The organism is Peribacillus sp. GL_122 (assembly GCF_057835005.1).
Window position 1 is genome coordinate 4068246 of record NZ_CM174415.1, and the last position, 12552, is coordinate 4080797.

The 12552-nt window shown below is 45.0% G+C and carries 11 protein-coding genes; 3 read left to right on the forward strand and 8 right to left on the reverse strand.

Annotation, left to right across the window (positions count from 1 at the left end):
- Window positions 1-21: 21 nt before the first annotated feature.
- The 3 genes from AC3ISB_RS19670 to safA all read right to left on the reverse strand — a co-directional run bounded on the left by AC3ISB_RS19670 (window position 22) and on the right by safA (window position 4285).
- Window positions 22-621: a YhcN/YlaJ family sporulation lipoprotein gene (locus tag AC3ISB_RS19670; RefSeq protein ID WP_179890970.1), complete on the reverse strand. Its 600-nt coding sequence runs from the start codon at window positions 619-621 to the stop codon at window positions 22-24.
- Between the two features lie 102 nt (window positions 622-723).
- Complete coding sequence (locus AC3ISB_RS19675) at window positions 724-1671, reverse strand: phosphotransferase (RefSeq protein ID WP_179890969.1); 948 nt, start codon at window positions 1669-1671, stop codon at window positions 724-726.
- The gene (gene safA, locus AC3ISB_RS19680; protein ID WP_489273951.1) at window positions 1661-4285 is read right to left on the reverse strand and encodes a SafA/ExsA family spore coat assembly protein; all 2625 of its coding nucleotides are present in this window, start codon (window positions 4283-4285) and stop codon (window positions 1661-1663) included. The genes AC3ISB_RS19675 and safA overlap by 11 nt, the downstream gene beginning before the upstream one ends.
- A 318-nt stretch (window positions 4286-4603) precedes the next feature.
- On the opposite strand from safA, the gene ypfJ reads away from it, so the two are divergent.
- Entirely contained in the window at window positions 4604-5437 is an 834-nt protein-coding gene (ypfJ, locus tag AC3ISB_RS19685; RefSeq protein WP_489273952.1) for a KPN_02809 family neutral zinc metallopeptidase, read from the forward strand.
- 91 nt (window positions 5438-5528) lie between these two features.
- Here ypfJ and nadA read toward each other — a convergent pair whose 3' ends face one another.
- Genes nadA through nadB form a run of 3 tightly spaced genes read right to left on the reverse strand, consistent with a single transcriptional unit; the run spans window position 5529 to window position 9047 of the window.
- Complete coding sequence (gene nadA / locus AC3ISB_RS19690; RefSeq protein WP_098370085.1) at window positions 5529-6635, reverse strand: quinolinate synthase NadA; 1107 nt, start codon at window positions 6633-6635, stop codon at window positions 5529-5531.
- Window positions 6632-7483, reverse strand: coding sequence for a carboxylating nicotinate-nucleotide diphosphorylase (nadC, locus tag AC3ISB_RS19695; protein ID WP_489273954.1), 852 nt, complete (start codon window positions 7481-7483; stop codon window positions 6632-6634). The genes nadA and nadC overlap by 4 nt, the downstream gene beginning before the upstream one ends.
- Window positions 7464-9047 (reverse strand): L-aspartate oxidase, encoded by a 1584-nt coding sequence (gene nadB, locus AC3ISB_RS19700; RefSeq protein ID WP_489273956.1) that lies wholly within the window; start codon window positions 9045-9047, stop codon window positions 7464-7466. Before nadB ends, nadC begins: the two co-directional genes overlap by 20 nt.
- A 103-nt stretch (window positions 9048-9150) precedes the next feature.
- Here nadB and AC3ISB_RS19705 point away from each other — a divergent pair, with 103 nt between their 5' ends.
- Complete coding sequence (locus AC3ISB_RS19705) at window positions 9151-10278, forward strand: IscS subfamily cysteine desulfurase (protein WP_489273957.1); 1128 nt, start codon at window positions 9151-9153, stop codon at window positions 10276-10278.
- Window positions 10279-10327: 49 nt separating this feature from the next.
- Window positions 10328-10858 carry a transcription repressor NadR gene (locus AC3ISB_RS19710; protein WP_098370081.1) on the forward strand — a complete coding sequence of 177 codons (531 nt, stop codon included), beginning with the start codon at window positions 10328-10330 and terminating at the stop codon, window positions 10856-10858.
- A 187-nt stretch (window positions 10859-11045) separates the two neighbouring features.
- Here AC3ISB_RS19710 and AC3ISB_RS19715 read toward each other — a convergent pair whose 3' ends face one another.
- A complete protein-coding gene (locus tag AC3ISB_RS19715; RefSeq protein ID WP_181762299.1) occupies window positions 11046-11198 on the reverse strand; it encodes a hypothetical protein in 153 nt (50 codons plus the stop codon).
- A gap of 402 nt (window positions 11199-11600) precedes the next feature.
- Window positions 11601-12476 carry a prephenate dehydratase gene (gene pheA, locus AC3ISB_RS19720; RefSeq protein WP_480338562.1) on the reverse strand — a complete coding sequence of 292 codons (876 nt, stop codon included), beginning with the start codon at window positions 12474-12476 and terminating at the stop codon, window positions 11601-11603.
- Window positions 12477-12552 lie beyond the last annotated feature (76 nt).

The window sequence follows — 12552 nt, forward strand, 5'->3', positions numbered from 1 at the left end:
CGTATTGGGTCAGCGCACTAATTATTTCAAGTGATTTTCGTGAATGTTAAGGTTATCGAACAAGTCATTGGCATCCAAAATGATCATTTCCCTCGTATCGCCATCCCGAAGATTGTTATCAAGTGTCATCGTCCTGAAATAGACACCTTCATCGGTGGTTACATATAGGGTACGGCCATTGGTAAGGGGTCCGATTTCCGTCTTGATTCTTTCTTTAACATCTTTTGCTTGGCTGTAGTCATCAAGCCGCAAGGCTACCAGCATTTCATCTTTCATGATGATTGTCCTGGCATCGATGACCGGCTCCATTTTATTGGCGATACCATTTACTTTATCGGCAAAAGCACCTTCATAAGAATTATAATAAGATGATTTTGCCTTAAGCGGTTTACTTTCATGTCCATGGTAGTTACGATCACTCTTACTGTACGCATCATCTTTATCGTATAAACCTTGCACCATATTCTCATAATTGATGTTGCGTACCAATGCATCTTTTTTATTGTACCCTGTATCATTGGTGATATTTTCATTTTCCGCTGCATTATTATTAGCACATCCAACCAAACTGACGGCGGCCAATACCGTACAAAGCGGATGTGCCCATTTTATTTTCTGCACCAATAACCCTCCCATTGCAATAGAATGAGCTATATTCCGCTCATAATTAGCATGGGTGTCGAACGGGAAATGTACTCTGTAAGATACGGCCAAAATCCCGTTTTAATTCCTATTAAGGGAAGAAATCCTTTCCGCCAATTTTTCATTCATCTCCATCCGCTCCGAAAAACCTTCCACGGTCATTTTCCAGACCGAATGAAGCTGGGAAGAACTTTTATTAAGACGATTCCATTCACGGAAAATATCGGTAGGATAAGTTAAAGCATATAAAAAGGCCAGGTCTGACTGATACCTTTGCATCTGCGGAACTTCCCACAGTTCGGTGGCCGCATCATCCAAATGAGGCGAAATTCGATTTGCATACTGTAAATAATCAATGCACCTCGGGGCTTTCGCCATTAAGTCAAAATCGATTAAGGTCAAAGTGCCGTCCGCCCTCCGCAAGAAATTATGGTGGGCACAATCACCATGAATGATGACTTTCTTTTCCTTATTCCATAAAGACTGATTTTTATCAAACCCCTCTAGCGACCATTCACCCCATCTAATCCATTCCTTGATAATATCTTCGGAAACATATTGGCGAACATATGAAAAGTTCTTTTTAAATAGTGATAAGCGTTCTTTCCACTTTTTTGATTGATTGAACACAGGAGCGTTAATGGAGATATGTTCCGACACATCATGGAAGCTTTCCAGTAACTGAATGCCCTCTAAGCGGTCCTTATTATTGGAGTATCTGAATTTTTTCTTACTCGGCGGAAAATAGTCCATACTGCCATACCATTTCTCTTTAAATTGAAAGGGCATTAGATTCTGATGAATATAATACGTTTGATGAAATCCCTTTTGTTTTAACAAAGAAGTCAATTCCCTTTGCCGATCCCATTTTTCAAAACTGTCGAATCCTTTAAGGATCATAGGATGACCCTTTTCAAAAGTTAATAAATAGACACTGCTTTGAATATGGTGGACTTTCTTTGGCTTACGATTTAAATAAGAGAGGAGACGAGTGTTAAAGACACTGTCTCCTTGATAATTAGTAGTCATCGCTTTCATCTACATATGTCGGTATCCCAAATGTTTCAGGCGCACGAACGCCCCCGAATTGGCCTGGCTGGCCTCCCATTTGTCCAGGTAACATAGCTTCCGGCTGACCACCAAGCTGACCGCGCATCATGTCTGGCTGACCACCAAATTGTCCCGGCATCATCCCTGGTTGGCCTCCATTTTGGCCGCCCATCATCATGTCCGGCTGACCACCAAATTGTCTCGGCATCATCCCTGGTTGGCCTCCATTTTGGCCGCCCATCATCATGTCCGGCTGACCACCAAATTGTCTCGGCATCATCCCTGGTTGGCCTCCATTTTGGCCGCCCATCATCATGTCCGGCTGACCACCAAATTGTCTCGGCATCATCCCTGGTTGGCCTCCATTTTGGCCGAACATCATACCTGGCTGGCCTCCGTTTTGACCACCCATCATACCTGGCTGACCTGGGTTTTGACCGCCCATCATCATACCTGGCTGACCTGGGTTTTGGCCGCCCATCATCATACCTGGCTGACCTGGGTTTTGGCTGCCCATCATCATACCTGGCTGGCCTGGGTTTTGGCCGCCCATCATACCTGGCTGACCTGGGTTTTGACCGCCCATCATCATACCTGGCTGACTTGGGTTTTGGCCGCCCATCATCATACCTGGCTGACCTGGGTTTTGGCCGCCCATCATCATACCTGGCTGGCCTGGGTTTTGGCCGCCCATCATACCTGGCTGGCCTCCGTTTTGACCACCCATCATACCTGGCTGACCTGGGTTTTGGCCGAACATCATACCTGGCTGACCTGGGTTTTGACCGCCCATCATCATACCTGGCTGGCCTGGGTTTTGGCCGCCCATCATCATACCTGGCTGGCCTGGGTTTTGGCCGCCCATCATCATACCTGACTGGCCTGGGTTTTGGCCGCCCATCATCATACCTGGCTGGCCTGGGTTTTGGCCGCCCATCATCATACCTGGCTGGCCTGGGTTTTGGCCGCCCATCATCATACCTGGCTGGCCTGGGTTTTGGCCGCCCATCATCATACCTGGCTGGCCTGGGTTTTGGCCGCCCATCATCATACCTGGCTGACCTGGGTTTTGGCCGCCCATCATCATACCTGGCTGGCCTGGGTTTTGGCCGCCCATCATCATACCTGGCTGGCCTGGGTTTTGGCCGCCCATCATCATACCTGACTGGCCTGGGTTTTGGCCGCCCATCATCATACCTGGCTGGCCTGGGTTTTGGCCGCCCATCATCATGAATCCATCATATGATTCTTCTGACTCATCTTCATATTGGAATGGCATCTCCATTCCCATCTGAGACTGTTTCGGTGACATCCCTGGGTATGGGGCCTGCTGCTGTGATTGAACGGATTGATATTGGTGATAATCTGGATGGTGATGTGCATTGGCATCCATTTTTTTGTTCCCTTGATACTGCCCCTTCACTTCCGGCCCATAAGTTCCAAGTAACCCCTTATTACAGCCGCAATCCTCCTCATCCTCACCGGCAGTCTGGGAATAATGCTGAGGGTAGTTTTGATTGTATGAAGAAGGCGATTCGCCTGGTGACTCATAATCTTGTTGCATATATGAACCTGCTGCCTGAGCTTGTTGATTCATCCCTCCATAATAATGGTGCGGAACCGGTGCGGAGGCTTGATATGGATAATGTTGCTGGCTTGTTGCATTCATGCTCGCCCCTTGGACGAATCCTTGATCCATCATTTGCATGTCAGGAGATTCCCCCCAAGCATCAGAGCTCTCTTCCATCATTTGATAACCTTGTATTTCCGGAGCCGCCTGATACCCTTGTGCGCCTTGATATGGTGCTTGTTGCATACCTTGCATGTGCATTTGCGCCCATGGTGGCGGCTGAATACAATAACCGCTTCCAGGCAAGATTGGCGTTACTGGAATACAATCATCCACCGGCTCACTATATTCCTGAGCTGGCTGTACAGCTGGCTTTTTCTTCTTTTTGGTTACTGGCTCTTCTTTTTTCTTTGGTAAAGGTGGTGGTGCTGGAGGCTTTTGCACACTCATATTGGTCATGTTGACCATATAATAATTATTGACGTCGATCTCCGGAATCACCGGCATGGGCACTGGCACTTCTTTTGGAACGATTACTTGCTTTTCTTTAATGATTGGCTTTGGCTGAACGATTTTCTGCTCTTTCTTAACTGGCTGTGGAACGATTTTCTGCTCTTTTACTGGTTTTTGAATGATAGGTTGCTCTTTTATCGGCTGTTGAAATTTTGGCTGCTCTTTTACCGGCAGTTGAAATTTCGGCTGTTCTTTTACTGGTTGTTGAAATTTCGGCTGTTCTTTAACAGCCGGTTTTTGCATAATTTGCTGCTCTTTCTTAGGTGCTGACTGAGGCTGGAACTGTTGAGTTTGGGATTCTTTCATTCCCGGCTGAATATTCACGTTTGGTTTACCCGTTTCTTTTATTACAGCTCCGGATGTCCCTGGTATTTTAATTTTCATTCCAGGCATCATCATGTCCGGGTTGCTTAATTGTGCGTTAACTTTTTTAAGTTCTTCAAAACTGACGCCGTATTTTTTGGCGAGTTTCCAAAGTGTATCGCCTTTTTGGACTATATGAATTTTCACGCTGTTAACCCCTCCTGTGCATATGTCCATATATTCTATGAAGCAGTGGGTGAATTGCTATTATTTTTATCATGAAAACATATGCGTGAAAAATGACTTTTATGATTGGATCAATGATTTAGGGACATAGAAGGTACTTTTTTGGAGACGAAATAAATGATGGGACATCTCGTAAAAGGAAATTCACCCCTTTGGATTCCATTCCTGAAACGCTTCTTTCAGGCTTCTGTCTAAACTCAGGGAAATCCGGGTATAAGAAAGTAATGACCTAAGGCTTTGTCTTCAGGTACTTATCTTACATCCCTGGGGGTAATAATAATGAAATGGAAAGGTAGACAGGGCAGCTCGAACGTCGAGGACAAAAGAGGCATGAGCACAAAAGGCATGGCCGGAATCGGCGGAGGGGTCGGATTGGTAATTGTCTTGATCGTGACGCTCCTTGGCGGTAATCCAAGCTTGAATTCCACTGAATCAAACAATGGCGGCTCTTATGTCGAAACTGATGAAGAGAAGGAACTTGCGCAGTTTGTATCTGTCGTCCTTGCAGAAACGGAGCAGGTCTGGACAGAAGAATTCCGTAAAAATGGACTGGAATATAAGGAACCGAACCTTGTCCTGTATTCGGGTAGTGTCGAATCGGCATGCGGGATGGCAGCTTCTTCGGTAGGGCCATTTTATTGTCCGGGTGACATGAAACTATATATTGATCTCAGCTTTTATCAAGAGTTAAAGCAAGAATTCCAGGCACCCGGGGATTTCGCCATGGCCTATGTCATTGCCCACGAAGTCGGACATCACGTTCAGACACTTTTAGGGACAACGGAAAAGGAAATGCCCGATCGTTCAAAGGTCAGCGAGACCGAATACAATAGGTTCTCTGTCCGTCTTGAATTACAGGCCGATTATTTGGCTGGAGTTTGGGCACATCATGTCCAAGGAGAGAATTTGCTTGAAGAAGGCGATCTTGAGGAGGCCTTGAATGCAGCAAGTGGTGTGGGGGATGACCGTATCCAAGAAAGAGCACAAGGGTACGTGGTGCCAGACAGCTTCACGCAGCATGGTACTTCCGAACAGAGGAAACGGTGGTTCAATAAAGGATTTAAATCCGGTGATATGAATGAAGGCAATACTTTTAAAGCGAATAACCTTTAAAAGTTCTTACCTGTTTCGATTACATAATAATAAAAAGGGGGTCTAATCCCCCTTTTTATTATGATCCAAAATCTTTTTAGAAAGCACTGACTCAAACGCGCTCCAGCATTCTGTTTAATGCTAGGATGGCATTATCCGCAATGTTCTTTTCCACTTTTATCGGATTGATGATGATACCTTCTTCAATGGATTCAAGCGCCCATAGCAGGTGAGGCAGATCAATCCGGTTCATTGTAAGACATGGACACATATTCGGATTTAACGAGATGATGTTCTTGTCAGGATTATTGGCGATAAGACGCTTGACAAGGTTCATTTCCGTGCCGATTGCCCAAGAACTACCTGGTTCGGCTTTTTCGATCATATTTATAATATACGATGTCGAACCCGCATAATCTGACAAGGCGACTACCTCACGGCGACATTCGGGATGAACGATGATATTCATTTCAGGCTGCTCCGCTCTAAGCGTTTCAATATTCGCCGTAGTGAAATTTTCATGGACTGAACAATGTCCTTTCCAAAGAAGTACCTTCAGATCTTCCAGTTCCCCTTCATAGATCAATTCATCCTTATGCGGATCCCAGACAGCCATTTCATTCAATGGGATTCCAAGGTCAAAGGCGGTATTCCTCCCAAGGTGCTGATCGGGAAGAAAAAGGATTCTTTCTTTTTGCGAGAGGGCCCACGAGACCATCCCCTGTGCATTGGAAGACGTCACCGTCGCCCCGCCATTTTTCCCTACAAAAGCTTTGATGGCCGCAGTGGAATTCACATAAGTTAGCGGAAGGATCGTATCGCCAAATAAATCCTGAAGCTTTGTCCACGCCCGTTCCGTTTGTTCAATATCGGCCATATCCGCCATGGAGCAGCCTGCACGCATGTCAGGAAGGATAACCGTCTGCCCTTCTTCCGTCAAAATATCCGCTGTTTCAGCCATGAAATGCACGCCACAAAACACGATATAATCCGCTTCGCGATTTTGCGCGGAAAGCTGGGCCAATTGAAGTGAATCCCCCGTTGAATCCGAAAATTGAATGACTTCCTCCCGTTGATAATGATGACCTGGGATATAAAGACGGTTCCCCAGTCGTTTCTTAATCTCATGGACCCGATTCTCCATCTCTTCCTTTGTCATCGTTTTATACTTTTCAGGCAATGCATTTCCTGCTGTTTTAGCCATCTCCAAAATGTTCATTTCAATATCTCCTCCTGCTCTTTGACCTTTGCGCTAATATCAAGTGCTCTGACACTGTGCGTCAAGCTGCCCAACGAAATATAATCTACCCCTGTTTCCCGATATGAGGCTAGATTGTCTAAATGGATCCCTCCCGAAGCTTCAGTTATGATGTGGGCGGGAACCAATTTAATCAGTTGCTTGATTTCTTCAGGGCTCCGGTTATCGAACATGATGATATCTGCACCGGCTTCCACAGCTTCAAGCACCTGTTGTGGTGATTCCGTTTCCACCTCCACTTTAGTGGTATGCCCCAGTTTGGATTTTACCGTTTGAACCGCTTTCGTTATGGACCCAGCGAAAGAAATATGGTTGTCCTTTATCATGACTGCATCATACAGACCATATCGGTGATTGAATGCCCCGCCGGAACGGACCGCATATTTTTCAAGCATCCGCAGGCCTGGCGTAGTTTTCCTCGTATCACATGCTCTCGTCTTCGTCCCCTCTAAAATCATGGCAGCTTTATGAGCCTGTGTCGCAATGCCAGACATACGCTGCACTAGATTCAAAACGACCCGTTCCCCTTTTAAAAGGGAGGCCATATCGCCGGTCATTTTCGCAAGCTGCTGTCCTTCTTCGAAAACTTCGCCATCTTGAACAAAAAGGAAAACCTCGATTTGCTCATCCAACAATGCAAATCCCGTCTTGATGACGTCCCCTCCACTAAAGACCCCGCCTTCTTTTGCGATGAATGTCAAAGTTCCTTGTTCACCTTGATCAAAAATCGTATCACTCGTTACATCGCATTCCCCTATATCTTCCATTAAAAATTGTTGCAGCATCTGCTTAAGCTTCAATATATTCATATAGTCGTCTCCCTTTCACTCGGTTTTTTACATCCGTGCAAGCAAGGATAACCGAATTTTCAAGCCATTGGGCGTCATCCTCGTTTGGATAGTCACTGCGGAAATGACCGCCCCTGCTTTCCGTTCTGGTCAATGCGGATTCGGCAATCAGCCACGCCACGATTATGGCATTGATTTTCGTTATTTCTTGTATCGATAATGCCGTTACTTCCATATGCAGCAATTTTTCGATATTAAATGTCTCAAGATAATCCTTCAGTCGAGTTAAACCCGCTTCATTTCGAACGATTCCCGCTTCATTCATTAACTTTTCCTGCAATGTCGTGAGATCAGGTAAAAAGGAAATTTGACTGGAACTCTTGGACTGCTCTTTCTCTTCCGGTATCGACCTTGCCGGGGCTTTAGCTAGGAAACGGCCAAGCGTATTTCCAAAAACCAATCCTTCGAGAAGGGAGTTGCTTGCCAATCGGTTTGCACCATGTACACCAGTGCATGCCACTTCACCAACTGCATACAAAGAGGGTACAGAGGTTTGCCCCGATTCATCCACTTCAATCCCTCCCATTAGAAAATGGTTTCCTGGTGCAACCGGGATTTTTCCCAATTGAAGGTCCAGCCCGCTTTTTTCACACAATGAGCTCACTGTCGGAAAACGATTTTTAAAATCCTTAATCATCGAAATATCCAAAAATACCTTTTCACTACGCTGCAAATAAGAAAAAATCGTCTGTGCAACAATATGCCTTGGTGCTAGATCTTTTAAGCTATGGACATCCTCCATGATCGGCCTTCCCATTTCCGTCACTAATCTCGCACCATCCCCGCGAACCGCTTCTGAAACGAGCCCTTTCGCTTTGCCATTCACAAAAAGCAGGGTCGGATGGAATTGTATGAATTCCATGTCACGAACTTTTGCACCGGCCTTGAATGCAAGTGCGATTCCATCACCTGAAACCGTTTGTGAATTTGAAGTGAAATGGTATAGGGAACCACAGCCGCCTGTAGCCAAAACCGTATGTTCCGCATGATAGGCAACAAGATCCCCTGCCTTATCAAGTGTTTTGACTCCTATGCAAGAATCATCTTGCCCTATGATCAATTCCACTGCAGCAACATTCTCCATCACAGTAATCGATGATTTTTTCAAGCGCCCTATAAGATGTTCCATCATGTACTTTCCTGTAGCATCCCCGTGACTATGAAGGATTCTCCGTTCACTGTGGGCGCCCTCCATGCCAAGCAATAGAGTTCCGTCATCATCATGGTCAAATCGCATACCCGAATCAATAAGTTCAGCTATAACCGAAGGTGCCTCTTCGACGAGTTTTTCCACTGCCTTCACCTTGTTATATCGCTGACCAGCCGCCAGCGTATCTTTTTTATGAAAGGATACTCGGTCACGATCAGATATTGCAGCAGCAATCCCGCCCTGTGCTAAATAAGAATTACCATGACGGATATTTGATTTTGTGATGAGTATCACATGCTTATGTTCACTTGCTTCCAATGCCGTTTTCAAGGCAGCAATCCCGCTGCCTATCACGATGATTTCCGCTTTTACCATTATTTCATTCCTCCTGTTTACGACAGGTGTCTTGACAACTATATTTACATATTATTAAACTATTATCAAGAGTTTTTTAAGATTAAAGGATGGAAGTGATTTCTTGATTTATTTGGATTACGCCGCAACAACTCCGATTGATGAGGAGGCTCTCGACGTATTCAGCCAAGCATCCCGGAAGTTTTTCGGGAATGCGAGCAGTTTGCATGATATTGGCTCTGAAGCGGCACGTTTATTGGATATGTCACGGCAGCAACTCGCAGAAATGCTGAACATAAAAAAGGAAGGAATCATCTTTACGAGCGGCGGATCAGAAAGCAACATGCTTGCCATCGATACATTCATCGCTTCGAAACCATCCTGGCAGAACCACTTGATTGTAAGCAGAACTGAACATGCATCTCTTGCCAATTACGTTGAAAAACTTGAACAAGAAGGATTCGAGGTTACTTATTTAAGGCATTTGAAAGATGGCCGGGTTGATATTGAACATCTGCAGGAATGTATGTCGGAGAAAACATGCTTGGTCATTGTCCAGCATGTGAATTCGGAAATCGGGGTCATTCAACCCATTGAACAAATAAGTGAAATCGTTCGAAAACACCAGGCTTTTTTTCATGTGGATTGTGTCCAATCATTTGCTAAATTACCGCTTGGGAAGATAGCTGCCTCATGTGATGGATTATCCGTTTCCAGTCATAAAGTTTATGGTCCAAAAGGGACTGGGGCCGTCATTTTCCCGGACATCCACCGGTTGAAGCCTTCGGTACCGAATATCACTCATGAATATGGTTTCAGACCAGGAACAGTGGACGTCCCCGGAATTGCTTCCTTCGTAACCGCTGCCAAGAAATTGGGGGATATCATGGAAGATGAACGGAAACGGATTTCTACACTTAGGATGCAATTGATCCAACGGCTAACGGAAAGGAAAATTGATTTTCAAATCATCGAAGCAAAAAGCGAGCAATTGCCTCACATTCTGGCGCTGACCTTCGCTGGATTGCAAGGACAGTACATCATGCTGGAATTAAACCAGAAAGGATTCGCTGTTTCGACGGGAAGCGCCTGTCAAATCGGTAAACAGGATCCTTCAAAAACGATGATGGCCATTGGGAAAAGCAAAGATGAAGCCCATCAATTCGTCCGCCTTTCCTTTGGCAAAAACACGACGGCGGACGACATTCACAAGTTGGCGGAATGCATCGAAGGAATAGCTGCCATTCGATAAAACCCTCCAAACTGTGTTAGAATGTTTGTAATTAAAGAGGTGAATGTTTATGGAAAGAAAGAAATTACTCGGGGAAGAAAGACGGACGAAACTCTTACATTTATTGCAAACAAGCGCGGAGCCTGTAACGGGCAGCGAGCTTTCGCAGATAACGAATGTAAGCCGGCAGGTTATCGTTGGTGACATAACCCTCCTGAAAGCGCGGAATGAACCTATCATTGCCACGAGCCAAGGCTATCTGTACTTACAAACGGGGAGCACGCAAAAGCCGGAAAGGATCATTGCTTGCCAACACGATCCTTCGCGGACCCAAGAAGAGCTATATTTACTCGTGGATATCGGCATCACGGTTAAAGATGTCAAAATCGAGCACCCCGTATACGGCGACCTAACCGCTTCCATCATGGTCAGCAGCCGGAAGGAAGTTCAGCAATTCCTTTCAAGGGTGACGGCAACGAACGCATCTTTTTTATCGGAACTGACGAGCGGCATCCATCTCCATACACTGAGCGCAGCATCTGAAGAATTGCTCGACGAAGCGGAGTGTGCTCTAAGGGATGCTGGCATTTTAGTCGATTGAATGAACGCAAAATCCTCAAAAGCCATATCTTTTGAGGATTTTTTTATTGGCCATTATGCTCACTCATCAACGGAATTGCTTTTATTTGAGCTGCCTTCCCCAGAGTTTTCTTCCTCGTTACTTCTCAACTGCCCGATAAGACTAATGACGGAACCGACCGCCTGAACCCAGCCCCCCGTCGCTTGGATTAATTCAGCATCAGATGACTTCTCTTCCATATAAGGATATTGATATTTTGTAGTTCCTGCTCCTTATCTTGCTCTTCTTCCTTTTCATCCTTTTCTTGGTCTTTTTCTAGAACACTATTTTTAAGTTCGGCAATTCCGCCTATCGCTTGCATCTAATTCCCAATCGCCTGCAACAAAATTGAATTGATTATCCATCTCTGCTGACTACCACCCTCTCTCTGCATTTTTGATAAAAAAGGTGCTTCCACTGATTTAGTCATCAACGTATGTATTACTGTTCCTATTTCCACAGTCGGACTAACGGGATTTACTTATTGTATTTGCTTTCATCACAATCGGTGTTTGTTTTCCATCCAGAATCATAGGCTCTTTTTATCATGAAAAACTTTAAAGCCATCTTCCTCAAAATCAAATAATGAATAGCATTTCTTCCTGCCTATTGCTATATATTGAATTATAAATCTTAACGAACACAAAAAATGCCCCGGAAATACTCCCGGGGCACCCTTCTTATTCATTGTATAAAACTTAGCTGAGGTTAAACCATTTATCATTCATCGTTGCGGTACACCAGTTCGGACTTTAAAGCATGAATAGCTTCCCATGATTGAAACCGTACATCCTAAAGCCTCGAGCTCAGAGATCGCTCCTGGGATGAGGACATCATCAAGAGACATTTCGATGTCGATGATGAAGAAGTAATTGCCCAATCCTGTTTTCATTGGTCTCGATTCAATCTTGGAAAGGTTCAGTTTCCTCCAGGAAAAAGCGGAAAGGACTTGGTGCAGCTGTCCTGAGTGGTCAGCAGGCAGCTGAATCATCAAGGTCGTTTTCTTGTCCCCTTCAATGGTCAAATGCCCTTCAAAGTCGACTTCACTGTTGGATACCACGATAAACTTGGTGTGATTATGTTCGTAATCGTGAATATTTTGTTTTACAATCGTCAAACCGTACTCTTCCGCAGCCATATCATTTGCAATCGCAGCAATATTGATATCGGGATTCTCCATCACCATCTTCGCAGCGGCTGCAGTGGATGTGACATACTCATATGGAATGCCCCTTAGCTCATTATGTAGAAATTTGCGGCATTGAGCAATGGCATGGGAATGCGAATAAACCATGTCAGGTTTGAAACCAGGATATGCATGATCTGGATGCACCATATAATGCTGTTGGATTGGAATCGTCACTTCGCCTTTCATAGGTAATGTGACTTCATGGACTAAGTAATCCATCGTTATATTTACCGAGCCCTCCAAAGCATTCTCGATCGGCACGAGCGCGTGATTCACTTCCCCGTCCCGAACAGCATCAAGGCAGTCCGGAATCGTGTTCATCGGTATTTTTATATCATTAGGAAATAGTCGCGATACAGCTAAATCCGTGAATGTTGCTTTTGGTCCAAGAAATGCAATTTTTGATGTCATATTATAAACTCCTTCTCACGGAAAATCTACTGTTTATGTTATGCCATTTTCTGATTTTTTACAATACTTAATCGTT

Excerpts from the sequence above, each read along its gene's own strand:
- AC3ISB_RS19710 (WP_098370081.1), top strand. The coding sequence starts at position 10,328 with ATGGAAAGAAAGAAATTACTCGGGGAAGAAAGACGGACGAAACTCTTA.
- ypfJ (WP_489273952.1), top strand. The coding sequence starts at position 4,604 with ATGAAATGGAAAGGTAGACAGGGCAGCTCGAACGTCGAGGACAAAAGA.
- nadB (WP_489273956.1), bottom strand. The coding sequence starts at position 9,047 with ATGGTAAAAGCGGAAATCATCGTGATAGGCAGCGGGATTGCTGCCTTG.
- pheA (WP_480338562.1), bottom strand. The coding sequence starts at position 12,476 with ATGACATCAAAAATTGCATTTCTTGGACCAAAAGCAACATTCACGGAT.
- AC3ISB_RS19675 (WP_179890969.1), bottom strand. The coding sequence starts at position 1,671 with ATGACTACTAATTATCAAGGAGACAGTGTCTTTAACACTCGTCTCCTC.
- nadC (WP_489273954.1), bottom strand. The coding sequence starts at position 7,483 with ATGAATATATTGAAGCTTAAGCAGATGCTGCAACAATTTTTAATGGAA.
- nadA (WP_098370085.1), bottom strand. The coding sequence starts at position 6,635 with ATGAACATTTTGGAGATGGCTAAAACAGCAGGAAATGCATTGCCTGAA.
- AC3ISB_RS19715 (WP_181762299.1), bottom strand. The coding sequence starts at position 11,198 with ATGCAAGCGATAGGCGGAATTGCCGAACTTAAAAATAGTGTTCTAGAA.